This window comes from Actinomyces viscosus, assembly GCF_900637975.1.
Classification (GTDB): Bacteria; Actinomycetota; Actinomycetes; order Actinomycetales; family Actinomycetaceae; genus Actinomyces; species Actinomyces viscosus.
On sequence record NZ_LR134477.1, the window covers coordinates 534,453 to 558,345 of the forward strand.

General features: G+C 67.6%; 23 protein-coding genes and 1 pseudogene. 18 read left to right on the plus strand and 6 right to left on the minus strand.

From position 1 onward, the window contains the following. Positions 1–3: 3 nt before the first annotated feature. The 4 genes from EL340_RS02385 to hemW all read left to right on the plus strand — a co-directional run bounded on the left by EL340_RS02385 (position 4) and on the right by hemW (position 4,529). Entirely contained in the window at positions 4–846 is an 843-nt protein-coding gene (locus EL340_RS02385) for an MOSC domain-containing protein (protein WP_232023187.1), read from the plus strand. Between the two features lie 88 nt (positions 847–934). Beyond that, entirely contained in the window at positions 935–1,945 is a 1,011-nt protein-coding gene (trmB, locus tag EL340_RS02390) for a tRNA (guanosine(46)-N7)-methyltransferase TrmB (RefSeq protein WP_126413253.1), read from the plus strand. Continuing rightward, complete coding sequence (locus EL340_RS02395) at positions 1,942–3,258, plus strand: MFS transporter (RefSeq protein WP_126413254.1); 1,317 nt, start codon at positions 1,942–1,944, stop codon at positions 3,256–3,258. The genes trmB and EL340_RS02395 overlap by 4 nt, the downstream gene beginning before the upstream one ends. Then, a complete protein-coding gene (gene hemW / locus EL340_RS02400) occupies positions 3,255–4,529 on the plus strand; it encodes a radical SAM family heme chaperone HemW (protein ID WP_126413255.1) in 1,275 nt (424 codons plus the stop codon). Before EL340_RS02395 ends, hemW begins: the two co-directional genes overlap by 4 nt. Positions 4,530–4,565: 36 nt before the next feature. Here the strand turns inward: hemW and EL340_RS02405 are convergent, their stop codons facing one another. Together EL340_RS02405 and EL340_RS02410 are read right to left on the minus strand one after the other, a co-directional pair. Next, on the minus strand, positions 4,566–4,991 hold the full coding sequence (locus tag EL340_RS02405; RefSeq protein WP_232023188.1) for an EVE domain-containing protein: 426 nt from the start codon (positions 4,989–4,991) through the stop codon (positions 4,566–4,568). A gap of 33 nt (positions 4,992–5,024) precedes the next feature. Beyond that, positions 5,025–5,396 carry a VOC family protein gene (locus tag EL340_RS02410; protein WP_126413256.1) on the minus strand — a complete coding sequence of 124 codons (372 nt, stop codon included), beginning with the start codon at positions 5,394–5,396 and terminating at the stop codon, positions 5,025–5,027. Positions 5,397–5,462: 66 nt separating this feature from the next. On the opposite strand from EL340_RS02410, the gene EL340_RS02415 reads away from it, so the two are divergent. The 5 genes from EL340_RS02415 (at position 5,463) to EL340_RS02435 (ending at position 11,071) form a co-directional block, all read left to right on the plus strand. Continuing rightward, on the plus strand, positions 5,463–5,894 hold the full coding sequence (locus tag EL340_RS02415; protein WP_126413257.1) for a MarR family winged helix-turn-helix transcriptional regulator: 432 nt from the start codon (positions 5,463–5,465) through the stop codon (positions 5,892–5,894). Positions 5,895–6,182: 288 nt separating this feature from the next. Beyond that, the gene (locus EL340_RS02420; protein WP_126413142.1) at positions 6,183–7,307 is read left to right on the plus strand and encodes an ISAs1 family transposase; all 1,125 of its coding nucleotides are present in this window, start codon (positions 6,183–6,185) and stop codon (positions 7,305–7,307) included. Positions 7,308–7,675: 368 nt separating this feature from the next. Beyond that, positions 7,676–8,299 (plus strand): hypothetical protein, encoded by a 624-nt coding sequence (locus EL340_RS02425; RefSeq protein WP_232023189.1) that lies wholly within the window; start codon positions 7,676–7,678, stop codon positions 8,297–8,299. 155 nt (positions 8,300–8,454) lie between these two features. Then, positions 8,455–9,498: a ferrochelatase gene (hemH, locus tag EL340_RS02430; RefSeq protein WP_126413259.1), complete on the plus strand. Its 1,044-nt coding sequence runs from the start codon at positions 8,455–8,457 to the stop codon at positions 9,496–9,498. Between the two features lie 145 nt (positions 9,499–9,643). Continuing rightward, positions 9,644–11,071, plus strand: coding sequence for a sodium:proton antiporter (locus tag EL340_RS02435; protein WP_126413260.1), 1,428 nt, complete (start codon positions 9,644–9,646; stop codon positions 11,069–11,071). A 10-nt stretch (positions 11,072–11,081) separates the two neighbouring features. On the opposite strand, the gene EL340_RS02440 is transcribed toward EL340_RS02435, so the two are convergent. Then, entirely contained in the window at positions 11,082–12,134 is a 1,053-nt protein-coding gene (locus EL340_RS02440; protein WP_126413261.1) for a DUF3097 domain-containing protein, read from the minus strand. Between the two features lie 147 nt (positions 12,135–12,281). Between EL340_RS02440 and hrcA the strand changes: the two genes are divergently transcribed. Both hrcA and dnaJ read left to right on the plus strand, forming a co-directional pair. Further along, complete coding sequence (hrcA, locus tag EL340_RS02445; protein ID WP_126413262.1) at positions 12,282–13,364, plus strand: heat-inducible transcriptional repressor HrcA; 1,083 nt, start codon at positions 12,282–12,284, stop codon at positions 13,362–13,364. A 102-nt stretch (positions 13,365–13,466) separates the two neighbouring features. Then, positions 13,467–14,591, plus strand: coding sequence for a molecular chaperone DnaJ (dnaJ, locus tag EL340_RS02450; RefSeq protein WP_126413263.1), 1,125 nt, complete (start codon positions 13,467–13,469; stop codon positions 14,589–14,591). 3 nt (positions 14,592–14,594) lie between these two features. Here dnaJ and EL340_RS02455 read toward each other — a convergent pair whose 3' ends face one another. Continuing rightward, positions 14,595–15,410, minus strand: coding sequence for a YggS family pyridoxal phosphate-dependent enzyme (locus EL340_RS02455; RefSeq protein ID WP_126413264.1), 816 nt, complete (start codon positions 15,408–15,410; stop codon positions 14,595–14,597). Between the two features lie 60 nt (positions 15,411–15,470). Between EL340_RS02455 and EL340_RS02460 the strand changes: the two genes are divergently transcribed. From EL340_RS02460 to EL340_RS02490, 7 genes are all read left to right on the plus strand, one after another. Continuing rightward, positions 15,471–16,283 (plus strand): 16S rRNA (uracil(1498)-N(3))-methyltransferase, encoded by an 813-nt coding sequence (locus EL340_RS02460; RefSeq protein ID WP_126413265.1) that lies wholly within the window; start codon positions 15,471–15,473, stop codon positions 16,281–16,283. 221 nt (positions 16,284–16,504) lie between these two features. Further along, the gene (locus tag EL340_RS02465) at positions 16,505–16,720 is read left to right on the plus strand and encodes a hypothetical protein (RefSeq protein ID WP_232023190.1); all 216 of its coding nucleotides are present in this window, start codon (positions 16,505–16,507) and stop codon (positions 16,718–16,720) included. Then, positions 16,711–17,055, plus strand: coding sequence for a type II toxin-antitoxin system PemK/MazF family toxin (locus EL340_RS02470; RefSeq protein ID WP_126413266.1), 345 nt, complete (start codon positions 16,711–16,713; stop codon positions 17,053–17,055). Before EL340_RS02465 ends, EL340_RS02470 begins: the two co-directional genes overlap by 10 nt. A gap of 147 nt (positions 17,056–17,202) precedes the next feature. Then, the gene (locus EL340_RS02475) at positions 17,203–17,820 is read left to right on the plus strand and encodes a TetR/AcrR family transcriptional regulator (RefSeq protein WP_126413267.1); all 618 of its coding nucleotides are present in this window, start codon (positions 17,203–17,205) and stop codon (positions 17,818–17,820) included. A gap of 268 nt (positions 17,821–18,088) precedes the next feature. Further along, positions 18,089–18,922 (plus strand): ABC transporter ATP-binding protein, encoded by an 834-nt coding sequence (locus EL340_RS02480; protein ID WP_232023191.1) that lies wholly within the window; start codon positions 18,089–18,091, stop codon positions 18,920–18,922. Further along, positions 18,922–19,668 carry an ABC transporter permease gene (locus tag EL340_RS02485; protein WP_126413268.1) on the plus strand — a complete coding sequence of 249 codons (747 nt, stop codon included), beginning with the start codon at positions 18,922–18,924 and terminating at the stop codon, positions 19,666–19,668. The genes EL340_RS02480 and EL340_RS02485 overlap by 1 nt, the downstream gene beginning before the upstream one ends. Positions 19,669–19,753: 85 nt before the next feature. After that, positions 19,754–20,626 (plus strand): EamA family transporter, encoded by an 873-nt coding sequence (locus tag EL340_RS02490; RefSeq protein WP_126413269.1) that lies wholly within the window; start codon positions 19,754–19,756, stop codon positions 20,624–20,626. Between the two features lie 261 nt (positions 20,627–20,887). Here EL340_RS02490 and EL340_RS15870 read toward each other — a convergent pair. Further along, positions 20,888–22,189: pseudogene (locus EL340_RS15870) on the minus strand (pentapeptide repeat-containing protein); the annotation flags it as partial. Further along, entirely contained in the window at positions 22,186–23,751 is a 1,566-nt protein-coding gene (locus EL340_RS02500) for an AlbA family DNA-binding domain-containing protein (protein ID WP_126413271.1), read from the minus strand. The gene EL340_RS02500 and the pseudogene EL340_RS15870, both read right to left, overlap by 4 nt. Between the last annotated feature and the right edge of the window lie 142 nt (positions 23,752–23,893).

The following is a 23,893-nucleotide window of genomic DNA, read 5'->3' on the forward strand; positions in this document are numbered from 1 at the left end:
GACATGGCTGAGATGACAGGGAAGGCTGAAACGACGGGTAGGAACAGGGCGAGCACGGTCGAGGCCGCATTGAGCGACGACGGCGCCGGCCTGGACCTCACCCGTGAGCTGGCCCGGGTCCTGGGCGAGCCCCATGCCGGCGCCGACGGCCGCCATAGTGACGAGCCCTCTCCGTTCCACGACGGCGACCCGGTGGGAACTGTTAGCGCCGTGTGCACCGTCAGGAAGCTGCGGCTCGACGCCGGTCCGGCGGGCGTTTCAGCGATCCACAAGGGCGCCGTCGACGGCCCGGTCGAGGTCACCCGCACCGGGATCGTCACCGACGAGCACGGGGACCGGATCCACCACGGCGGGACTGACAAGGCCCTTTACGCCATGAGCGCCGCTGAGCAGCGCCACTGGTCGCAGGTCCTCGGCGGCATCGAGCCGGGGCGGTTGGGGGAGAACCTCCTGATCGAGGGCGATATCGACGACGTCGAGATCGGCGCGATCCTGTCCATCGGGGACCCGTCCGCCGGGGGCCTGCGGGTCAGGGTGACCGGTGTGCGCAACCCGTGCGCCACCTTCGCCCGCGGCGTGGGCCGGGCCGACTGGGTGGAGGTCTTCTCCGTGCGCAACCGGGTGGGCGTCTATCTCGCGGTCCTCGCCGAGGGAGTGGTGCAGGCCGGCGACGAGGTCCGCGTGGTCGCCTCCCCGGGGCACCGGGTCACCTGCCGGCGCTGGTTCGCCCACCATGACCCGCGCGACGCCCAGGCGCTGCTCAACTCCGAGATCTTCGGCAACTGCGTCATCGCGCCCTTCACCAAGAAGTACGTGCGTGCCGCCGCCCACGAGCAGGTCGGCTGACGGCGCCGGCCGGCCCCGAACAGATAGACGGCATCGGGAAATCGAGAAGCTGCAGAAGCAGAAGCAAGTAAAGGACTCAAGGCTCCGCATGGCTCAGCACCATCCGCCCCGCTCCCACGCCATCCACTCGCGGGTGCGCTCCTTCTCGCGCGCCGGCGGCAGGCTTCGCCCCGTCCAGGCCGAGGCCCTGGCCGAGCTCGGCCCCCGCTACGTGGTCAACGTTCCGCGGGCCGACGCCGTGCGCACCGTCTCCCCGAGCTTCCGCCTGGAGCCGGACCGGCTCTTCGGGCACGTGGGCCAGGTGCGGCCGCTCATCGTCGAGGTCGGCTCGGGCAGCGGTGAGGCGCTGCTGGCCCACGCGGCCGCCCACCCGGGGGCGGACTACCTGGCGGTGGAGGTCTGGGAGACGGCGATCGCCCGGCTGGTGGCCTCGATCCACCGGCAGGGACTGCACAACGTGCGCGTCGTTCCCGCCGACGCCTCCCAGTTGCTGGCCACGGCCCTGCCGGTGGCCTGCGCCAGCGAGGTGTGGGTGTTCTTCCCCGATCCCTGGCGCAAGCCCCGTCACCGCAAGCGCCGCCTGGTGACCGCCGCCTTCGCCGACTCGGTGGCGCGGGTCCTGCGCCCCAGCGGGGTGTGGCGCCTGGCCACCGACTGGGCCGACTACGCCTGGCAGATGCGCGACGTCGTCGAGGAGGTGGCGGCCCTGCCCACGGGACTGCGGCCCGACGCGACCCTGCCCTACTTCCGGCACGACGACGCCGCAGCCCGCCCCGACCTGGGGGCTGAGACCGCTGAGGAGGGGAGCCTGGGCAACGGCCTGGACCCGGGGTCCCCGGCCGGCGTGCGCGGCGGCTGGTCGTCCCGCTACGAGGGGCGGGTCATGACCCGGTTCGAGCAGCGGGGACTGGACGCCGGACGCACGATCCGCGACCTGACCGCCGTGCGCACCGAGGTGGCGTGGATCCCTGAGCGGGGCGCCTCCATGCTGGAGCGCCTCGAGGCCGAGGGGCAGGCCTGGGACCGCCTGGAGACCCGCCCCTGGCGCCTGCGCGAGGGCCGCGGCGACGGCCTGCTCCGCCCGGCGGACCGACCGTGAACGCCACCGCCGGGCTGCCCCGCCGCGCCTGGCTCATGCTCATCGTCGTCGGCTTTCTGAGCTTCTGCGCAGTGCTGCGGGCCCCGGTGGGGGTCATCCCGCCGCTGCTGACGCGCCTGGGGCAGGACCTGGGCATGGGGGAGGTGACCCGCGGGGCCCTGACCTCCGTACCGATCCTGTGCTTCGGTCTGCTCACCCCGCTGGCCTCGCTCGTGGTGCGCCGCGTCGGCGTCAACACCGCGGGCCTGCTCACCCTGGGGATGGCGCTCGCAGGGGCGCTGCTGCGCTCGGCCGGCACGACCTGGGCGGCCTTCGCCGGAACCGTCATCATCGGGGCCGGGCTGACGGTGGGCAACCTCGTGGCGCCCATGGTCATCGGCCGCGACTTCTGGCACCGCACCGCGCTGATGACCGGCCTGTACTCCTCCACCTGCAACGTCATCGTCACCGCGGCCACGGCCCTGGCCGTGCCGCTGGCCCTCGTCATCGGTTGGCAGGGCTCAGCCGCCACCTGGACCGCGATCCCGGTGCTGCTGGCCGGCGCCATGTGGATATGGGTCTTCCCTCCCGGCGGCCGGGCTCCCCGGCAGAGTCTGCGCGAGCGGTCGGGCATGACCTCCTGGGTGACGGAGCACTCCCTGGCCCGGCCGACGTCGTCGACCGGCCCCGCCGTCTGGAGGCGCCCCCTGACCTGGGTGATGGCCGTGGCCTTCGCCGCCCAGACCTTCTCCTACTACGCGGTCTCGAGCTGGCTGCCCACCGCCCTGGCCGACGAGCTCGCCATGACCGAGGCCGCAGCGGGTGCGGCCGCCTCCGTCTTCTCCCTGCTGGGGATCGTCGGGCCTCTGCTGGTTCCGGTCATGTTCGAGACGCTGGGGTGGCCGTCCGGCCGCGTGCTCGGCGCCATCTGCGCCTGCTGGCTGACGCTGCCGGTCTGCCTGGTCGTCGCGCCCGCCCACTGGCTGGTGCCCTGCATGCTCTCGGGCATCGCGCAGGGCGCCTTCTTCGCCGCCCTCTTCACCCTGGTCATCCGCCGCTCGAAGTCGGTCAACGAGACCCGCCAGACAACCGCTCTCATCCAGACGACCGGCTACTGCGTGGCCGCCGTCGGGCCTGTCGTCATGGGCTGGGTCCATGAGCGCAGTGGTGGCTGGGTCGCACCGTTCGCCATGGTGGTGGGCGTCCTGGTACTGATGACCGCGTGCTCCCAGATCGCTGCCCGCACGGGCGAGCCCGACCCATCCGAGCGCGCCGTTGCGGCCGGCGCCCGGCAGGGCGAGAAACAGGCCGGCGCTTACGGCGGCGCCGCATGAGCCCGGCCCAGCCAGTGGGCGAGCCCCTGCCGGGAACGGGGGAGCTGCCGCCGCAGGTGGCCGCGCCCGCACCGGATCAGAGCACGCGCCCGTTCTCGGTGTACCTGCACGTGCCCTACTGCCGGGTGCGCTGCGGCTACTGCGACTTCAACACCTACACGAACCTGACCATGGGCCAGGGAGCCTCCGCCGAGGACTTCGTGGGCACGCTCGCCGGCGAGCTGCGCGCCGCCCGCCGCGCCATGGACGCCACGGGTCTGCCGGTGCGTCAGGTGCAGACCGTCTTCATCGGCGGGGGAACACCGACCATGCTGCCCGCCTCGGACCTGGTGAGCATGCTGGACCTCGTGCGCGAGTGCTTCGGTCTCGCGCCGGACGCGGAGGTGACCACCGAGGCCAACCCCGACTCCGTGGACGAGGCGGGCCTGGCGGCGCTGGCTCAGGGCGGTTTCACCCGGGTCTCCTTCGGGATGCAGTCGGCCGTGCCCCACGTGCTGAAGGTCCTGGAGCGCACCCACGAGCCCGCCCGGGTGCCTCACGTCGTCGAGTGGGCGCGGCGGGCCGGACTGAGCACCTCCCTGGACCTCATCTACGGTGCTCCGGGGGAGTCCCTGGAGGACTGGCAGCGGTCCCTGGACGCGGTGACGCGGATCGGCCCGGACCACGTGAGCGCCTACGCCCTGGTCATTGAGGAGGGCACCAGGATGTGGGGCCAGGTCAGCCGCGGCGAGCTGCCGATGCCCGAGGACGACGACGAGGCCACCAAGTACGAGATGGCCGACGCCGCCCTGCGGCAGGCCGGCTACGAGTGGTACGAGATCTCCAACTGGGCTCGCCCGGGCTCCGAGTGCCGCCACAACCAGGCCTACTGGCTCGACTGGGACTGGTGGGGAGCCGGGCCCGGAGCCCACTCCCACCTGGGCGACGTGCGCCTGTGGAACACCAAGCACCCGGTGGCCTGGGCCGGACAGATCACCACCGGACACCTGCCCGTGGCCGGGCACGAGGTCATCGACGCCGACTCCCGCGAGCTGGAACGGATCATGCTGGGCATCCGCCTGCGCGAGGGCATCGAGCTGGCCGGCCTCGCAGGCCCGTCAGCGGGCTCGGCCGACGGCTCCGGGGCCGCGCCGTCGCACCTGGTGCCCGCCGTGGCCGGCCTCGTGGCCGACGGGCTCCTCGACGCAGGCGCCGCCATGAGAGGCCGGGCGGTACTCACCCTGCGAGGCCGCCTCATGGCCGACACCGTCACCCGCGCCCTGACCCAGTGAGCCTGGGTGGCCGGCTCATGACGGGTGGCGCGCCTGCTACTGGCCGCCCGGATGCATGTACTCCCGGATCGCCTGGAACAGCTCAGGCGGCAGCTCCACGTGGCCAAAGCGCAGCTTCGGCGCCACCTCGTGCCATCCGGGAAGGGTGCGCAGCACGTCGAGCGGTACCTCTCGCACCGGCGTCTGCCACTCGATGTCGCGTCGGTACGGGATGAAGCCTGGGAACATCTCGTGCTGGTAGACCTCATCGCCCACGACCACTCCGCAGGCGGTCATCGCCTGGCATGGTTGCTTGGAGGCGAACTCCTGCTTCGGCGAGTAGTAAAGGATGTAGTCGCCTCGCCGCATGCGCTGCAGCGGTGCCTTCTTGCCGTGGCACAGCTGACAGAACCCCTCAGCCACTCCTCGAGCCACATGATCCTTCGAGGCAACACCGAGCCAGTACTTCATCGTGATGCGCACCTTTCCTCGTGCTTCTCGTGCTGAGTGACGTCGTTACGACGCCTTCTCGTGGACGGTGATGGCGTAGCCGTCAGGATCCGCGAAGGTGAAGGTCAGTCCGAAGGGGCCGGGACTCGGGGCGCTCAGGATCGTGACGCCCGCGGAGCTCAGGGAGTCATGCAGCTCCTGGACCGCGTCGCAGTGCAGCCAGAGCGCCACTCCGAGTCCGGGGCGAGGAGTCGCGGAGAGATCGGTGCCGGGCAGGGGCTCGCGAACCGCGAAGGGGATCGGCGTCGTCGTGAACAGGACGGCGCCAGGAGGTGCGGCAGGAGCACGTCGCAGCCCCAGCCTGCTCTCGTAGAACTCCGCGGAACGCTCGAGGTCTCGCACCTGCAGGGCGATGAAGTCGGGACCGGTGACGGTCATGGTGGGCTCCTCTCGATAGTTGTATGTCAGATTTCTGACATATCGAGAGTATGTCAGAATGCTGTCATGAGTCAAGACGACCCCCGGAAGCTCCTCGGCTACCAGCTCAAGCATGTTCAGTCCGCGCTTCGAACGCGCATGGATGAGGCGCTGCGCCCTCTGGGACTGAGTGCCCCGCAGTACCTTTGTCTGGAGCTGCTCAGTCGCGCGCCGGGGGCCTCGACCTCCGACCTCGCCAGGGAGGCCTTCGTGACTCGCCAGACCATGAGCACGCTCCTGCGCTCTCTCATGGATCGAGGGCTGGCTCAGCGCATGGAGCAGGCGCCCAGCGGGCGCGCCCTGCCGCTGCGACTCACCCCTGAGGGGCGGGACCTGCTCAAGGAGGCGTCGAAGGTGACACTGGAGATCGAACGAGTCATGGTCGCTCCACTGAGTGAGGCCCAGCTGCGAATGGTGCAGGAGGCGCTATCGGCCTGCGTCCTGGCGCTCGAGGAGTGAGAGGCTGCTAAAGTGCTGGTCGCCCAGGTTGCTCGCGTGACGATATTTCCAGGACAGTCTCAGGGACCTGTGGCATTTTAACGGGATGACTGATTCACAGTACCCAGGTTATTCAGGCGACGGTTCCCAGCCCGGCAACACCCCCCAGAGCAGGGGGTCGGCAAAGTTGGTGGGTGGGGGTGTCTGAGCCGTTTTGACGGGGGTGGTGTGTCGCTAGGACGGGGGCGCGGGCCCCGCAGGGACGATGAGTGGTGTCTAGTCATCCCTTCGTCCTGGGAGCCCGCGCCGATGTCATCTTCCACCACGACCGCCTTGTCGCGCCGGCCCCTGGTCCAGGTTCTCAGGAACGTGGCTGATCCCAGGGACCGTCGGGGCGTGCGTCATAACCTGTCTACGGTCCTGTCCCTGGCCGTGACCGGGGTGCTGGCCGGCTGTCGCAGCCTGACGGCGATATGGGAGCGCACCACCGACCTGACCGGCGCCGACCTGGAGGCCCTGGGACTAGCGGCGGGCCAGGCCCTGCCCTCAGAGTCGACCATCCGCCGAGTCCTGCAGGACCTGGACCCCGCTGACGTTGACGCCCACCTGAGGTCATGGTTGTGCACGCGTACCGGCACCATCAACGGCCGCACAGTGATCGCCGTGGACGGCAAGACCATGCGCGGCGCCCGCACCAGCAAGGACCCAGCGCCGCACCTCCTGGCCGCCTTGGACCACGCCACCGGCGCCGTACCGACCCAGCAGCGGGTGGCAGGCAAGTCCAACGAGATCCCCGCGCTCAGGGAGCTTCTCGAACCCTTGGACCTGGAAGGGGTGGTGGTGAGCGCCGATGCGATGCACACCCAGACAGGCACAGCCCGGTGGATCACCCGGCGTGGTGGTCACTACGTGCTGACGGTCAAGGGCAACCAGAAGACCCTTCGCAGGACGCTCAAGGCGCTGCCCTGGAAGAGTGTCCCGTCCGTCTCAAGCGTCGATGCCGGTCACGGTCGGCGGGTGCGGCGCGCTGCCAAGGCGATTGAGGCTCCCGCCTGGGTGGACTTCCCCGGGGCTGCGCAGGTGGTCCAGCTCCGACGCACCAGGACCATCAAGAGCAGGAAGCATGTTGAGGTGGTCTACCTGATCTGCTCCCTCCCTATGACCGATGCCCAGCCCGAGGTCGTCGCGGCCTGGGTCCAAGGGCGCTGGGGAATCGAGAACCGACTTCACTGGGTCAGGGACGTGGTCTTCGACGAGGACCGCCACCAGCTGCGCATCGGCAACGGCCCACAGGTCATGGCCACCCTGCGTAACCTGGCCATCAGCCTCATCCGACTCTTCCACGGCACCGGCACCTCCATCGCCAGCACCACCAGATCCCTGTCACGACAACCCAAACGAGCCATCAGACTACTCACCCAAACCCCCACCTAAACCGACTTTGCCGACCCCCTGCCCCCCAGAGCGCTCCGGGCTACGGGGCGCAGCCCGGCTATGGCCCTCAAGGGGGAGGTGCTCCGGGCTACGGGGCGCAGCCCGGCTATGGCCCTCAAGGGGGAGGTGCTCCGGGATACGGTCCGCCACCCGGGTACGGAGCCGGATACGGGGCGCAGCCCGGCAGTGACCAGCAACCCGGTTACGGTTCTCAGCCCGGCGCGGCTCCCGGATACGGTTCTCAGGCGGGAGCGGCTCCCGGCTATGGTTCTCAGCCCGGCGCGGCTCCCGGATACGGACCCCAGGCCGCCATGGGTGCCGGAGGAGGTGTACCCCCATATTCCGGAGGGGTTATGGGCGGTGTGCCGATGAGCGTTGGTGATGGCCTGTCCTGGGCCTGGTCCAAGTTCAAGGAGAACGCGCTCATTCTCATCGTCGGCATCGGACTATGGACGATCTTGTCCGGCATCGGTGCAGATTTTCACGTCACTATCAACAATCAAGAGTATGGGTTCGGACTTGGGATTCCCTTCGGTCTCGGAGGTTTCTTATCCTTTGTTGTTGGACTGTTCGCTCCTATCGTGATCGCCAATATGTCGCTCAAGGTTGCCACCGGTCGCCCTCTGGAGTGGAGCGACCTCTTCGCGTTCCCGAACTTGGGGGCGGGCCTTCTGGCGGGATTTCTGTCTACGATTGCCACAATTGTCGGCGTAGTCCTGTGTGTTGTCCCCGGCATCATTGTGGTCTTCCTTCTCTACTACTCCGTCTACTTCACCGTGGACAAGGGTGTGGACGGCATCGAGGGCATGAAAGCATCTTGGAGGACTCTGTCCAGCCACGTCGGTGAGCTCTTCCCCTTCGCGCTGGCCGGTGTCGGCCTCTACATCCTTGGTGCGATCTTGCTGGTCGGCTGGCTTGTGACGATCCCACTGGTGGTGCTCATGACCGCCTACTCCTATGTACGCATCCAGGGCTACGACGTCGTCCGCTGATTTCGCCGCTGTCCTGCTCTGCGCCCCGCACGCCTCGGCCTGCGGGGCGCAGGCTCATCGTGGACTGAAGCGCTCTCCGGCTCGGCTAGAGTGAGGCCCGACGTCGATCGACGACGTCATCCCCGAGAACCATCCTGCCCGCCACAAGGACTTCCGTGCCCCCGAGCCCCGCCGCCCCCGACCCGCGCGAAGCGGACGAGCGCCCCGCCCTCATCCTGGCCAACCTCGGCACCCCGGCCGAACCGACCCCCAAGGCAGTCCGCTCCTTCCTGCGGGAGTTCCTCTCCGACCGGCGTGTCATCGAGATGCACCCCCTCCTGTGGCGCCCCGTCCTGGAAGGCATCATCCTGCGGGTGCGTCCGCGCGCATCGGCTGCCAAGTACGCCACCGTCTGGCGCCCCGGCCAGGAGACCAGCCGTTCCGGCTCCCCGCTCATGCACTACAGCGAGCGCCAGTGCGAGCTTCTTCAGCGTGAGCTGGGCGAGGCGGTCCAGGTCCGCATCGCCATGCGCTACGGCCGGCCGTCCCTGCGGCACGTCATGGGCGAGCTCATGGAGGCAGGCTGCCGCCGCATCGCCCTCATCCCGCTCTACCCGCAGTATGCCGCCTCCTCGGCCGGCACCGTCGTCGACGAGGCCGCCCGCTTCATCCTGGGCTCCCGCAACCAGCCCGAGCTGCGTACCATCCGCTCCTTCGAGGCGGCCCCGGCCTACATCGAGGCCCTCGCCACCGCCCTGGAACGGCACTGGCAGGCCTACGGGCGCCCCGACCCGGCCGCCGGTGGGCGTCTCCTGCTGTCCTTCCACTCCATCCCCCAGGCCATGCACGACGCCGGAGACCCCTACCGCGCCGAGTGCGAGCGCACCGTCGAGCTCCTCTCACGCAGGCTCGACCTGCCCGACGGGCTCGCCCGACTCACCTTCCAGTCCGTCTTCGGGCCCGCTGCCTGGATCGGGCCCGCCACCATCGACACGGTCGGCGAGCTGGGACGTGCCGGCTGCCCGCGCCTCGACGTCATCTGCCCCGGCTTCTTCTCCGACTGCCTGGAGACCCTCGAGGAGATCAACCAGCTCAACCGCGAGACCTTCACCACTGCCGGAGGCGGCGTCTTCCATTACGTCCCCTGGGGAAACGACTCCGACGGTGCCATCGCCACCCTGGCTGAACAGGCAAGAAACGTGCTGGCCGGGTGGATCTGAGCGGCAAGAGGCCCTGCTGCACTCGGCTACGTCGTCGGCTCCGCCGGCACGTCTCAGCACCAGAGACCACAGCGCCTCATCGGGGGAGCGGCCGTATAGGGCGGTATGGTGACGTTATCAGCCCCGATTCTGTAAGGAAGTCGCCGTGCATCTTGAGTGGTGGTCCGTCCTGCCCTTCGCGGGCATGCTCGCCTGTATCGCCGTCCTGCCGCTGATCCCGGCCACGGCGCACTGGTGGGAGAAGCACTCCAGCCAGCTGCTCGTCTCCGTGAGCCTGGGCGTGCCCGTGGCCGCCTGGATGTGGGCCGTCGGCGGCTGGCAGGTCGTCTTCGCCTCCGTGGTCGAGTACCTCCAGTTCATCAGCCTCCTGCTGTCCCTGTTCGTCGTCTCCGGCGGTATCTTCCTCAAGGGCGACATCCGCGCCACTCCCCGCAACAACACGATCTTCCTGGCGATCGGCGGAGTCATGGCCTCCTTCGTCGGCACCACCGGCGCCGCCATGCTCCTCATCCGGCCCCTGCTGGCCACCAACAAGGAGCGCCGCTACCGCGTGCACACGGTGCTCTACACGATCTTCATCGTGGCCAACTGCGGCGGCCTGCTCACGCCCCTGGGCGACCCGCCCCTGTTCCTGGGCTTCCTGCGCGGCGTGCCCTTCACCTGGACCTTCAACCTCCTGCGCGAGTACCTCTTCGTCAACCTCATGCTGCTGGTGAGCTACTACGCCCTGGACTCCTACTACTACTCCCAGGAGCCCGCCAAGTCCGTGCACGACGACGACACCGAGATCGAGCCCCTCGGCCTCAAGGGCTCACTCAACTTCGTCTTCTTCGCCGTCATCATCGCCGCCGTCGCCGTCGCCCCCTCCGTCGACGTCGAGGCTATCGAGCATGGGCAGGCCGCCCTGGGGGACTGGATCCCCGTGCGCGAGCTCATCATGCTCGCGGCCGCGGCCGGCTCCTACTTCCTGGGCAGCCGGGAGGTCCGCTTCAAGGACAACCAGTTCAGCTGGGACCCCATCGCCGAGGTCGCGATCCTGTTCGTCGGCATCTTCCTCACCATGATCCCGGCCCTGCACTACCTCGACGAGGTCGCCGGCTCGTTGCCGCTCAACGAGGTCACCTTCTTCGTCTTCACCGGCGGACTCTCCTCCGTCCTGGACAACGCCCCCACCTACGCCACCTTCTTCGAGATGGCGGGGCAGGTCACCCACCCCGGCGGAGCCACCGTGGCCGGGGTCCCCGAGATCTACCTCGTGTCCATCTCGCTGGGGGCCGTCCTGTGCGGCGCCATCACCTACATCGGCAACGGGCCGAACTTCATGGTCAAGTCCGTGGCCGAGTCCGACGGCGTCGAGATGCCCAGCTTCGGCGGCTACGTGGGTCGCACCATGAAGCACCTGGTCCCGGTCATCGCCGCCATGGTCCTGCTCTTCATCGCCCCGGGCACTCTGTGGAAGGTCCTGGGCGGGGTGCTGACCGTGGTGCTCCTGGGGCTCGATGCCCGTCTGCTGTCCCAGTCGCGTCGCCTGGCCCTGGCCGACCAGTCCGAGAGCTCTGAGAACGAGGGCTGAACCGGCCGGCTCAGCGCGTACCGGGTGCGGTGACGAAGTCGATGAGCTCCTCCATGCGGCCCAGCAGACTCGGCTCAAGGTCCTTGTAGGAGCGCACCGTCGCCAGGATGCGCTGCCAGCCCCGGGCGATATCGGCCTGGTCCGTGTGCGGCCACCCCAGGGCCTCCAGGGTCCCGTGCTTGATGTCGGTGCCTCGCGGAATGTCCGGCCAGCGCTCCAGCCCCACCCGGGCCGGCTTGACCGCCTGCCACACGTCCACGTACGGGTGCCCCAGGACCAGCACGTTCTCCCCGCCGGGCATCTCGGCCACCCTCTGGGCGATCCGCGACTCCTTGGAGCCGGCCACCAGGTGGTCCACGAGGACCCCCGCCCGCCGCTCAGGCGCCGGACCGAACTCGGCCATGACCTCCTCAAGGTTGTCGACGCCGTCGAGCATGAGGACGACGACGCCCTCGTGACGCAGGTCGTCGCCCCAGACCTTCTCCACCAGCTCGGCGTCGTGCCTGCCCTCCACCCAGATGCGCGAGGCGCGTGCCACCTTGGCCCGCTCGCCCTCGACGGCGTAGGAGCCCGACGCCGTCAGCCGGCGCCCGGATGCGCTCACCGGACCGGAGGGCCTGTGCTTGCGCGCCACGGGCGGGTCCAGGATGACCGGGCGGCCCTCGATCCAGAAGCCGGGCCCCAGGACGAAGCCGCGCCGCTTTCCGCGGCGGTCCTCCAGGACCACGACGTGCTGGCCACCGGACTTCTCCACCGCCACCGCGGCGCCGACGAAACCGGTCTGCCGGTCCTCGACCACCAGGCCCGGCGTCACCGGCACGTGCACCGACTCCGGGCGCACGGCGCCGGGCCCCGTCCGGTGCGGGTTGACCGACAGGACGTCCCCGCCGTAGCGGTCGCCCGCCGACGGCCGCCGGGCAGCGCCGGAGCGCGCCTTGGTCGGCTCGCCCTGTGGCTGCTGCCTCTGCTCGGCCTCGGCGCGGGCTCTCAGCGCAGCGCGGCGGGCGGCGGTCGAACCGGGAACGGGGGAGCGGTACGGGGCGGGCGTGTTCACCCTCGGCACGGTAGGGGAAACTCACGGTCCTGCGGCGTTGGACCCGCCGAGCCACGGCGTAGGATGGCACTCACGTGGGGTGAGTGCTAATCGCTTGCCGGTACGCACTGGCACCACATCGATCGTGTCCTGACAGTGACGAGGGGAGGAGGACCCATGGCCAACGACCGACGTCTCAAGGTCCTGTCCGCCATCGTCACCGACTACGTGCGCACCCGCGAGCCCGTGGGCTCCAAGGCCCTCGTGGAGCGCTACCGCCTGGGCGTGTCCCCGGCGACCATCCGTAACGACATGGCGGCCCTGGAGGATGAGGGCTACATCCACCAGCCGCACACCTCCGCCGGGCGCGTGCCCACCCAGAAGGGCTACCGGCTCTTCGTGGACGAGGTCGCCCGCATCAAGCCCCTGTCCGCCCCCGAGCGCGCCGCCATCACCGCGCTCCTGTCCGGGGCGGTCGACCTGGAGCAGGTCGTGGCCCGCACTGTGCGGGCCCTGGCCCAGCTGACGGGCCAGCTCGCGGTCGTGGAGTACCCCAGCCTCAGGTACGCCGCCCTCCAGCACCTCGAGCTCGTCGCCCTGGGCCCCGAGCGGGTCCTGCTGGTCATCATCACCGACACCGGCCGCGTGGACCAGCGCACCGTGACCCTCAGGTCCAGGGGCGGCTCAGGGGCGCGTCGCGACAACGGCTTCGACATCGCCGACGTCGTCGACCCCCTCGTCCTGGAGCGGCTGCGCGCCCGCCTCAACGGCGCCCTCGTGGGCCGCCGCACCGCCGACGTCGCCCCCATCCTGGCCTCCCTGGCCGAGCAGGTGCCCACCGACGAGAGGATCCTGCTCGAGGCCGTGTCCGATGAGCTCGTCGCCGCGCTGCGCCCCGACGCCGAGGAGAGGCTCGTCGTCGCCGGAACCGCGAACCTCGCCCGGGCCACCCCGGACTTCTCCTCCCTGGGGCCCCTGCTGGACGCCGTCGAGGAGCAGGTGGTGCTGCTGCGCCTGTTCACCTCCGACGAGGCCCCGACCGGCGAGAACCGGATGCGCGTGAGCATCGGCTCGGAGAACAACGACGACGCCCTGGCCGAGGCCTCCGTCGTGACCACCACCTACGGACCGGGGACCGGCGAGGCCATCGCCCACCTCGGGGTCATCGGCCCCACCCGCATGGACTACCCGGCCACCATGACCGCAGTGCGGGCCGTGGCCCGCTACCTGTCCAGGTTCCTGTCCCCGCCGGAGACGTGAGAGCCGGACGGTCCGGGCCCGCCCAGGGTGATGCGGCCGAGCAGGTCACCAGACATCTTCAGACAACCACCGCATGAGTCGTAGCCGTAAAGGAAGAACGCAGTGAGCAACTACTACGAGGTCCTGGGCGTCAGCCGTGACGCCACCTCCGAGGAGATCAAGAGGGCCTATCGCAAGAAGGCCCGCCAGCTGCACCCCGACGTCGCCGGTCCCGGCCACGAGGAGGAGTTCAAGGAGGTCTCCACCGCCTACGAGGTCCTCTCCGACGCCGACAAGCGCCAGATGTACGACCTGGGCGGGGAGGACGCGGTGCGCGGGGGCGCAGGATTCGGCGGCGGGTTCGCCGGCGCCGACTTCGGCGACCTGGGCGGCATCTTCCAGTCCTTCTTCGGCGGGGGAGCGGCCAGCCGCGGACCGGCCTCCCGGGCCCGGCGCGGCCAGGACTCCCTCGTGGCCGTGGACGTGGAGCTCTCCGACGTCGCCTTCGGGGCGACCCGCTCCATTCCGATCGACACCTACGTTGCCTGCACCGCCTGCGAGGGCTCGTGCTGCGCCCCGGGAACCGAGCCGGTCACCTGCTCGCAGTGCAACGGCGTCGGCAACGTCCAGCGCATGACCCGCACCCTGCTGGGACAGGTGATGACCTCTTCTCCGTGCCCCGGCTGCCAGGGCTACGGCACCGTCATCGTGACCCCTTGCAAGGACTGCTCCGGTGAGGGGCGCACCCGTGTGCGCCAGGACCTGGAGGTCTCCATCCCCGCCGGGGTGTCCACCGGCACCCGCATCCGCATGTCCGGGCGCGGCGAGGCCGGCCCGGCCGGCGGCCCCAACGGCGACCTCTACCTGGAGATCCACGAGAAGCCGCACGAGTTCCTCGAGCGTGACGGCGACGACCTCTACACCGAGCTGCGCGTCCCCATGACCGCGGCCGCCCTGGGTGCCGTCTTCCCGCTGCAGACCCTCGACGGCGAGCAGAACGTCACGGTCAAGGCCGGCAGCCAGCCCGGCGACGAGGTCGTGCTCGACGGCCTGGGCGTGGGGCGGCTGCGCCGCAAGGGCCGTGGGGACCTGCACGTGTCCATCGTGGTGGAGACCCCCACGCGCCTGGACGAGCGCCAGCGCGAGCTGCTGGCCGAGCTGGCCCGTCTGCGCGGGGAGGACGACGTCGAGCCCGTGCGCGACTCCAGCGTCATGGGCAAGCTCAAGGAGCGCTTCTCCGGGCGCTGAGGACTACCGGGCCGCAGGGGACTCGGGCCAGTAGTGGGAGTCCGGGGTGGCCCGGGCCCCGAAGATTGCCTGGCCCACCCGCACGCAGGTGGAGCCGCCCTCGATCGCCGCTTCGAAGTCCCCGCTCATCCCCATCGACAGCAGGCCGTCACCGACGGTGCCGGCCTGGAGGCCGGCGTCGCGCAGCTGGCGCATGACGCGGAAGCACTCGCGTACCCGCGCCGTGTCGTCGGTGTGGGCCGCCAGGGTCATGAGCCCGCGCACCCGCAGTGAGGAGTAGGCCGGCAGTGCGGCGAGGAAGGCGGCGACGTCGGCCGGTTCCAGCCCGAACTTGCTGGGCTCGCCCGAGGAGTTGACCTGCACGTAGACGTCCAGGGAGCGCCCGGCGGCCTGCAGACGCCGGTCGAGGGCCTCGGCCAGGCGCAGGGAGTCCAGAGCCTGGAACTCGTCGGCGAAGGCGGCCACGTTCTTGGCCTTGTTGGTCTGCAGGTGCCCGATGACGGACCAGGAGATGCCCAGGTCCGCGAGGTTCTCGCTCTTGCGCTGGGCCTCCTGCACCTTGTTCTCACCCATCTGGGTGATGCCCGCGGCGAAGGCGGTGCGCAGGCGCTCCTCGGGAACCGTCTTGGAGACCGGCAGCAGGCGGATCTCGGTGGCGTCACGGCCCGAGCGCTCGGCAGCGGCATCGATCCGGGCGCGGATGGCCGCCAGGTTTCGGCGGAAGTCCTCCACGGTGAGGGCGGTGGCGTAGGCCGGTGCCGGGGCGGGCGAGGACTGCGGGGAGGTGGAGGCGGCTGAGGGCGCTGAGGGCTCGGTCATGTCTGCTGACGCTAGCACCGCCTGCGGCCACCGGTTCGACACCGCCCGTAGGCTGGGGGCGTGACCGCACCCGTCTTCCTGTTCACGTCCGAGACCATCGAGCCCGCCGACGCCGCCGCGTCGGCCACGGCCGGCAGCATTCTCATGCTCACCGGGCCCGAGGCCCGTCATGCCGTGACCGTTAAGCGCCTGCGGAGCCAGGAGCGTGTGGACCTCGTTGACGGTGCCGGCCTGCGTTTGGTGTGCGAGGTGACGGGGGCCGGTGTCGGCGGGGCCAAGGACCGTCTGGCCGTGCGGGTCCTGGAACGCGTCGAGGAGCCGGCGCCGCCGCTGAGGCTCACCCTTATCCAGGCCCTGGCCAAGGGCGGGCGAGATGAGCAGGCCGTTGAGACCGCGACCGAGGTCGGGGTAGAGCTCGTGCTGCCTTGGCAGTCCGAGCGCTGCGTTTCCGTGTGGCAGGGTGCCAAGCAGACCAAGGGACGTCAGCGCTGGCAGGCCACCGCCCTCCAGGCGGCCAAGCAGTCCCGACGGGTTCGCGTGCCCGAGGTTGAGGCGGTCCGGGACACCCGGGCACTGGTCGACTGGGTGGGGCAGACGGTCCGGGCCGGGGGAGTGGTGCTGGTCCTGCACGAGGAGGCGCGCACGCCCATCAGCACCGCGATGGAGGCGGTGCGCCTGCCAGCGTCGGGGGCTGCGCCGCGGGTGATGGCTGTCGTCGTGGGGCCCGAGGGCGGCATCACTCCCGAGGAGACCGCGGCCCTGGAGGCTGCCGGTGCGACGACGGTGCGGCTCGGCCCCCACGTCATGCGTACTGCGTCCGCCGGCCCGGTGGCTCTGGCGGTCCTCGCCCACAGCAGCGGCCTGTGGGAGTGAGGCGTGCGGGCCCATGCGAGCCCCGCCGATCTCTCGACGCCGACGGGACGATTCGGCCTTCCTCCCGAACCGCGCCCCGGTTTTCTGCCCTTCGATATAGGTGTTTCGTGAGTGTGATGGTTACTGGATTCCTGCGAGGTCAGATGGCACGGATCCACCGGAGACGGACGCTCCGACTTCACAAGAGTATGATCGTTGTTCATACTTGAAGTATGAGTGGCATGACGACGATCAAGGTGGAGCGCAGCACGAGGGACGGCTTGCGGGCCCTGGCGTCAGAGCGTGGGGTGACCATGGATGCCGCGCTCAAGGAGCTGCTTGAGGAAGCCGCACGCGAGCGGCGCTTCGCGGCGGTGCGGCGCGCGATGGAGGTCAATCCGCCGGATGAAACCTACTTCGAGGAGCTCCGCGAGTGGGAGTCTGAGGCATGGAGCTAGCAGTTCCAGTTGATTCGGGTGAGGTGTGGTGGGCGCTTCCCGATCCGGCTGTCGGGCGAGAGCAATCCGGGCGTCGTCCGGTTCTCGTTGTGTCGAATGAACGATTCCATACAACGGTGACGACGCTTGTCGTTGTGGTCCCTGTGACAACGAAGGATCGGGGCTGGCCGAATCACGTGGAGCTCAATGCGGGAGTAAGAATGAAACAACGGTCGTTTGCCATGACCGAACAGGTTCGCACGATCTCACGTCAGCGTCTCACCAAGAAGATCGGAGTCGTGGAGGAACCCGTCCTTCAGAACGTGCGCGAATGGCTGGTCGACTACATCAGGTAGGACGCGCAGAGAGGCCCTAGAAGCCTTGAAGCTGGCGTCGTCTGCCTGCGAGCGGCGGGCCGCGTTGCGCATACGAGGCGTCGCGCGTCTGCTTCCCAACGGGGCGGATCGCGGGCATGCTCTGTCCATGAGCGAGACGAGTGAGCGATGAGCCCGCGGGGGCGGCGGCCGGCGGGGAGCCCGGACACGCGCGAGGCCATCCTGGCGGCGGCCCGCGCCGCCTTCGCCCGTGACGGCTACCAGGCCTCCCTGCGCGGTATCGCGCGCGACGCCGGGGTTGACCCGGCCCTGGTCCACCACTACTTCCCGGATCGGGCCATGCTCTTCGCCAAGGCCATCATCGAGCCGTTCGCCGGTGTGCAGGCCGACCTGATGGGGCGGGCCGCCGCGATCACCGAGCTGGAGCCGGAGAGACTGGGGGAGGGGATCGTGCGGTCCTTCATCACCCTGTGGGACGAGGCCGGCGCCGACCGCTTCACCGCCCTCATCCACGGCATACTCGGCCAGGGCGGCAACGTCAGTCCCTTTCGGGACTTCATCGCCACCGGCATCCTTCAGCCCATCGTCACGCGCTTCTGTCCTGATCGACCCGAGCTGCGCGCCCAGCTCATCGCCAGCCAGGTCATCGGGCTGGGGATGACCCGGTGGGTGGCCCGGATGGATCACATCGCCGGGCTCGACGCCGAGGCCGTTGCCGCACTCGTCGGCCCCACCATCCAGCGCTACGCCGTCGGTGACCTACCAGACGTCGCCGATCCCGTCTGAGTCCCGTTCCCACCGCGGTTTCCGGGTCGGATTTTGTCCATATGGGACGACTTTGAAGCCGCTTTTCCAGCGCTGATTCACCTCAAAACGCTCTGACCAGCGCAGATGCGAAACGCCTTGGCTGAGCGCTCCGTCAAAGTCGTCCCGTTTGGACAGTTTTCCGCCCCTCTTGCTCCTGCGGCGCCCGCTGGCGGCTTCGCTTGCGCAGTCGGAGCCGGGTCTACGCGACCCTCTGGACAGCGAGACGTCACAGATCTATATTCATCGCATGATGAAAAGCGATGAAGGAGACGCGCCCCGGGAGTCGGGGGCCGGCAACCAGTCGCACGACTCAGCCCGGAAGACCAGCACTCCCGCGAGGCCCACGTCGCCGGCCGTCACCACGACGGACCTGCGCGTGACCCGCGGACGCAAGGAGATCCTCCACGGTCTTGACCTGAACCTGGAGCCCGGCACCATCACCGGCCTGCTCGGCCCCTCGGGCTGCGGCAAGACCACCCTCATGCGCACCATCGTCGGCGTCCAGCGCTACCGCGGCCGGGTTGAGGTCCTCGGGCACGCCCCCGGCGCCGCAGCCGTGCGCGACCGGGTCGGCTACGTCACCCAGGACCAGGCCGTCTATACCGACCTGACCGCCCGCCAGAACCTGCGCTACTTCGCCTCCCTGGCCGGCAGCCGGGCCCGTGACCTGGATGAGGTCCTCGACGTCGTCGGGCTGAGCGCCCTGGCCGACCGACCTGTGGCCACCTACTCCGGAGGGGAGGCCGGGCGGGTGAGTCTGGCCTGCGCGCTCGTGGCTGACCCCGACCTGCTCGTCATGGATGAGCCGACCGTCGGCCTGGACCCCGTCACCCGTGAGGAGCTGTGGTCCACCTTCCACGCCCTGGCCGAGCGCGGCGCCACCCTCCTGGTCTCCAGCCACGTCATGGACGAGGCCTTCCGCTGCGACCAGGTCCTCCTCATGCGCCAGGGCCGCATCCTGGCTACCACCACTGCCGCAGACCTCCTGGCCAGCACCGGGGCGGACACCGTGGACGCAGCCTTCCTGGCCGTCATCGCCGACTCCGAGACCTCGCCTGCGCAGAAGGGAGGGCAGCACTGATGAACCTGCGCACCTACCTGGCCACCACCCGCCGCATCCTCACCCAGCTGCGTGCCGACCGGCGTACGGTTGGCCTCATCGCGGTCGTGCCCGCGGCGCTGCTGACCCTGCTGTACTTCGTCTACCGCGACTACCCCGGCGCGGACCTGCTGTTCAACCACATCGCCGTCTCCATGATGGCGATCCTGCCGATGGTCGTCATGTTCCTGGTCACCAGCGTGGCCATGCTGCGCGAGCGCGTCGGCGGCACGCTGGAGCGGTTGTGGACCACGCCGATCCACCGGGCCGACCTCCTGTTCGGCTACGCCACCGCCTTCGCGCTGACCGCCGTCATCCAGTCCCTCATCCTGTGCGCCGTGGCCGCATGGGGGCTGGACGTGGACATCTCCGCCGCCTGGGGGTGGGTGGTGCTCACCGCCCTGGTCGACGCCTTCGTCGGGGTGTCCCTGGGGCTGCTGGTGTCGGCCTTCGCTCGCACCGAGTTCCAGGCCGTCCAGTTCATGCCCGTGGTCATCGCGCCCCAGATGTTCCTGTGCGGGCTGCTGGTGAGCCGCGACCAGCTGCCGCGCGCCCTGGAGGTGGTCGGCGACGTGCTGCCCATGAGCTGGGCGGTCGACGCCGTCACCGAGCTGACCACGGCCAGCGATCCGTCCGATGATTTCTTCCGATACCTGGCCTACCTGGTCTGCTTCGGCCTGGTGGTCCTGGGAGTTGCGGCCTCCACCGTGCCGCGTAGGACCCGCTGATCAGGGATTGGATGGTAACGGCGGGCACGAGGACTGTGGGTCCTCGTGCCCGCCACCTGGTTCCAGGTGGGGTTAGGGTTGCCTTATGTGGATCGTCTTCGCCTGCGGCTCTGCACTTTTTGCCGGCATCACTGCCGTCCTGGCCAAGGAGGGGATCCGCACCACCGACTCGACCGTGGCCACGGCGCTGCGCACCTTCGTGGTGCTGGCTGGCGCCTGGGGCATGGTGTTCATCGTCGGCTCGCAGGCTGATCTCACGCACCTCGACGCTCGCAGCACCGGGCTGCTGGTGCTCTCCGGGCTGGCGACCGGTGCCTCGTGGCTGTGCTACTTCAAGGCGCTCCAGCTCGGCAGCGTCAGTAAGGTGGTCCCGATCGACAAGCTGAGCACCGTGTTGACGGTGCTGCTCGCCCTCATCTTCCTGGGGGAGAGGGTGAGCCTCATCGGGGCGCTCGGAGTCGTGCTCATCACGGTGGGGACGCTGCTGATGCTCGACGCCGATGACCTGCGCGGCCTGCCCCGTGCGGTGCGCGACGGCGGTGGATGGCTGCTTTATGCGCTCGGTTCAGCCTTCTTCGCCGCACTCACCGCGATCCTTGGCAAGGCCGGTATCACTGGGGTGGAGTCGAACCTCGGTACCGCGATCCGTACCGGGGTGGTCCTGGTGATGGCCTGGGTGATGGTCGCCGTCACCGGGAAGCTCCACGAGGTTCGCAGTGTCCCGCGTGGGGAGCTCGGCTTCGTCCTGGCCTCCGGGGCTGCTACGTGCGCCTCCTGGCTCTGCTACTACCGGGCCCTCCAGGACGGCCCCGCTAGCGTGGTCGTCCCCATCGACAAGCTGAGCGTGCTCGTTACTGTGCTGTTCTCGGCCCTTGTCTTGCGGGAGGCTGTCAGCAGGCGTTACCTCATCGGGCTGGCGCTGCTCGTCGGTGGGACCCTTGCGATGGTGATCGTTTGATGGCTCAGGAACCCATTTTGCTCCTTCAGGGAGCCCTTTATCGTTAATATTTATGATGTCGGGAAAGTATAGACTCACGCTCGGGCTAGAATTAAAACTAGTACCCAAGAAATAGTCGCACCCATCGTGTTTAGGTCTGTTTCTAAGTTTGGCTCCCCAAAAATCGACATCACATAGAAAAAGCGCCCCCATAAAACTTATATCATGAGGTAATGAACTTCTTCTGAAACTGATACTGCGTTTAAGTTTGGCCTTATGGAAGATGCATTCTTGCGCGAAAGTGACACCCCAGAAGGATGTGGGACCGCCGAAGGTTACGTTGGTGAAACTGCTAGCCTCTTTGAAGGTGGCTCCAGTAAAGTCAGCGACACCGTCAAATCCTGAATTCGAGAACCTAGTTCTCCCCATGAAAGTGGTACCCAAAAATTGCGCATCATGTTTGAAGGTTATGCATTCTAAATTAGTCTCCTCATTAAATTTAACACCCATAAAGTCAACAAAGCGATGAAAGGTTGCTCCGTTAAAACTTACAAATCCCAGAAAGTCGAGATCATTAAAGTGAATTTCTTGCCTACAATTAAGGTTGTCGAAAATGGCTTCGGCTGTGAATGTGGTTAGAGTAAAAAGAGTTCTGTGTTCAAACGTAGCACCATCGAAGTAAACGTTTGAAAAGTGAGTGCCAGTGAAGTTAATCTTCTTCATGAAGGTGACGCTGCTAAAAACTGCTCGCCGAGCAAATCTTACACAACTAAAATCTACATCTTGAGTAAAAATGGAATTTGTGAAAACTACAGGATTTGTAAAGATGGAATCTTGAAAAGTGGCGCATCCTGTTAATTTGAGACTTTCTGCATTAAGTGCCCCAATATGTGATCCTGTAAAGTGAATTGACTCTGTCAGGGTGGTTCCATGAAGGTTAAGGGTGCAGTGACTCCATGGGCCGGGGGTGGTTATGTTATCAAAACTATTCTCGGAAACTGTTTTGAGGTGTTTTGCTAGGACCGAGAGAATTGTGGACTCGACGGCTCTATCTGCGCTGAGGGGTTTGTCGTGATCGGAGGTTCCGTCTTTGTTGGTTGCGTACCGTGTCTCTCCGTTTGCATCTTTGAGGAGTCGATCAGTGCGCAGGTAGCCGCAGAGAATGTCGACGACGCGTTGGTGGTACGGGCCTTCGTAGGTGTCGGCCACGTCGGCCAGCGCATAAACTCCGGCGATTCGCACCTGTGGTGAAGCGTCGCCCAGTTGCTGGACTGCACGCACAAATTTATCGTCTGCCTCTCCACGCTCGAGTGCTGAGCGTTCGCGGTACTTGATGACCAGATAGCCGACTGCGCCGACGCCACCTAAAGCCGTCAAAGTGACTTTGATGCGGTCCAGTGGATCGTGAGTCGCACCAATGTACCACCCTGCGAGAATGCGACTCCAGCCATGTCCATTTCCCCATAGTGCGCTGAGTGCTGTGTAGGCAATGATGGCTAGAAAGATCCAAGTGACAATGGTGTAGAATAATCCATTCTTGCGGCGCCGTGGAGTGAACCTCCTCCGCCGGAGAATGGTGCTCATTCTGCGTCTCCGGGAAGGTTGTTGAGATAGGTGCGTCCAGCGTCGGTGATCCGGTAACGCTGGAGACGACTTGTGGGCTTGTCCGGGATCGTTCGTTCAACGAGCCCGGCCTCGATCAGTGGTTCGACATGGCGCTGGAATGCGCGCGTCTGGTTCGTAATGCCCAGCGCGTTCATGATCTCTGCTCTGCTTGCTGCCGTCGTCTCCATTTGACGGAGAACCGTCAGCCCGTCCGGCGTCAGGGCGGCAGTCGGTGTGCTTGGTGCTCCGACTTGGTGCTCCGACTTAGTGCCTCGACTTAGTGCCTTGGCGTCGCGACTTAGTGCCTCGACTTGGTGCCTTGGTGCTCCGTCATGGTCCGACTTTGTGCCTCGACTTAGTGCCTCACCATGCTCTCCGGCATCGGCAGGGTTGTGGTTGGACACGTGGATCGTCACCCGCACGCGGTCGACGATCTCCTCGATGACAGGTTCGGGCAGACCAGCCTGGGCCACCTGCTCGAAGACGCGCTGGATGCCCGTGCCCCACTGCTCCATGATCCCGGCTTCGCGGAAGATGCGTGCCAGCGCAGGGTTGCGCAGACGGGATACGCGCCGCATAGTGTCGATGGTCATGCCTGGAACGAGCAGCCCCGGGCTGTCGACCTGGATGCGGTCATCGTAGAAACCGATACGGATGGGAGTCCCAGGTTCGGCATAAGAGGCGTGCACCAGAGCGTTGACGATGACCTCGCGGATCGGTTCAACAGGGATGGAGTAGACGTCTCGACGGCGCACTTCTCCGAAAACAGCGGTCTTGTACGCGTGCTTCAGCAGGAACTCGACAGCCTGGTCAACGGCCAACGGTATCGGACCGTGGATCTCAACCTGGTCGAAGATGTCAGTGCCGTGCGGACCGCGCAATCGGCCGCACTGCACCCAGGCAGAGGGAAGGAAGCGTGTGGGATCGGGACATGCGGCGAGGAGCCCCGCGTAGGTTGGGACGCTCTGATCGCCTTGTCTGACGGCAAGCCCGAGTGCCAGAAGATCATCCATGTTGGTGGTGCGGCCACGGAGCTCAGACAGAACGGTCAGATCCAGGTCCGCCAGTGCGGCACGCGGCTCAGGCAGGTTCTCGAAGGCAATGCCGCGGGCATTACGCTCTAGCTCGGCGACCAGCGCCGGATCAGCCTGGCGAGTGGTGGATCCGAGTCGTACGTAGACGCCGGTCTCAGGACCCTGCCGAGTGATGTAGTGGGGGCGCCGGGTGCTCAGTGGAACGTCGACGACGAGAACGGTCTTACTGCCGAGCGTGACCAGATCGATGGCGGGAACCAGCTGGGGTGAGATCCAATCATCGATGAGACTGGCGATGCGCTCCTCCTCGGCTAGCGGGTCCTCAACACCGATGACGGTGCCGTCGTCGTCGACGCCAACGACGAGGCGACCACCCGCGGAGTTGGCGAAGGCTGTGATGGTGCGTAGCGGCCCCGCAGATGAGCTGAGATCCCGCTTGAGCTCCAGAGTCTTACCTTCGCGGCCTACGAGCCGGCCGTCATTTCCAAGGGTGAGGTAGTCAGTCATATGAATCCTCGAAAGACGTTACGGGTACGGGCCGCGCCCGCGATACGGCGCCCAGGGCCGACTACAGGACAACACTAGCCGATCCGAGGCGCAGGCATCGGACTGGAGAGCTGAGCTGGAAAAATGTCGATCGGCCTGGCAG

What these genes read in the sequence shown, in the direction of transcription:
- EL340_RS02385 (WP_232023187.1), top strand. Translation starts at nt 4, where the DNA reads ATGGCTGAGATGACAGGGAAGGCTGAAACGACGGGTAGGAACAGGGCG.
- trmB (WP_126413253.1), top strand. Translation starts at nt 935, where the DNA reads ATGGCTCAGCACCATCCGCCCCGCTCCCACGCCATCCACTCGCGGGTG.
- hemW (WP_126413255.1), top strand. Translation starts at nt 3,255, where the DNA reads ATGAGCCCGGCCCAGCCAGTGGGCGAGCCCCTGCCGGGAACGGGGGAG.
- EL340_RS02410 (WP_126413256.1), bottom strand. Translation starts at nt 5,396, where the DNA reads ATGACCGTCACCGGTCCCGACTTCATCGCCCTGCAGGTGCGAGACCTC.
- EL340_RS02415 (WP_126413257.1), top strand. Translation starts at nt 5,463, where the DNA reads ATGAGTCAAGACGACCCCCGGAAGCTCCTCGGCTACCAGCTCAAGCAT.
- EL340_RS02420 (WP_126413142.1), top strand. Translation starts at nt 6,183, where the DNA reads ATGTCATCTTCCACCACGACCGCCTTGTCGCGCCGGCCCCTGGTCCAG.
- EL340_RS02425 (WP_232023189.1), top strand. Translation starts at nt 7,676, where the DNA reads ATGAGCGTTGGTGATGGCCTGTCCTGGGCCTGGTCCAAGTTCAAGGAG.
- hrcA (WP_126413262.1), top strand. Translation starts at nt 12,282, where the DNA reads ATGGCCAACGACCGACGTCTCAAGGTCCTGTCCGCCATCGTCACCGAC.
- EL340_RS02455 (WP_126413264.1), bottom strand. Translation starts at nt 15,410, where the DNA reads ATGACCGAGCCCTCAGCGCCCTCAGCCGCCTCCACCTCCCCGCAGTCC.
- EL340_RS02465 (WP_232023190.1), top strand. Translation starts at nt 16,505, where the DNA reads ATGACGACGATCAAGGTGGAGCGCAGCACGAGGGACGGCTTGCGGGCC.
- EL340_RS02470 (WP_126413266.1), top strand. Translation starts at nt 16,711, where the DNA reads ATGGAGCTAGCAGTTCCAGTTGATTCGGGTGAGGTGTGGTGGGCGCTT.
- EL340_RS02475 (WP_126413267.1), top strand. Translation starts at nt 17,203, where the DNA reads ATGAGCCCGCGGGGGCGGCGGCCGGCGGGGAGCCCGGACACGCGCGAG.
- EL340_RS02480 (WP_232023191.1), top strand. Translation starts at nt 18,089, where the DNA reads ATGATGAAAAGCGATGAAGGAGACGCGCCCCGGGAGTCGGGGGCCGGC.
- EL340_RS02485 (WP_126413268.1), top strand. Translation starts at nt 18,922, where the DNA reads ATGAACCTGCGCACCTACCTGGCCACCACCCGCCGCATCCTCACCCAG.
- EL340_RS02490 (WP_126413269.1), top strand. Translation starts at nt 19,754, where the DNA reads ATGTGGATCGTCTTCGCCTGCGGCTCTGCACTTTTTGCCGGCATCACT.
- EL340_RS02500 (WP_126413271.1), bottom strand. Translation starts at nt 23,751, where the DNA reads ATGACTGACTACCTCACCCTTGGAAATGACGGCCGGCTCGTAGGCCGC.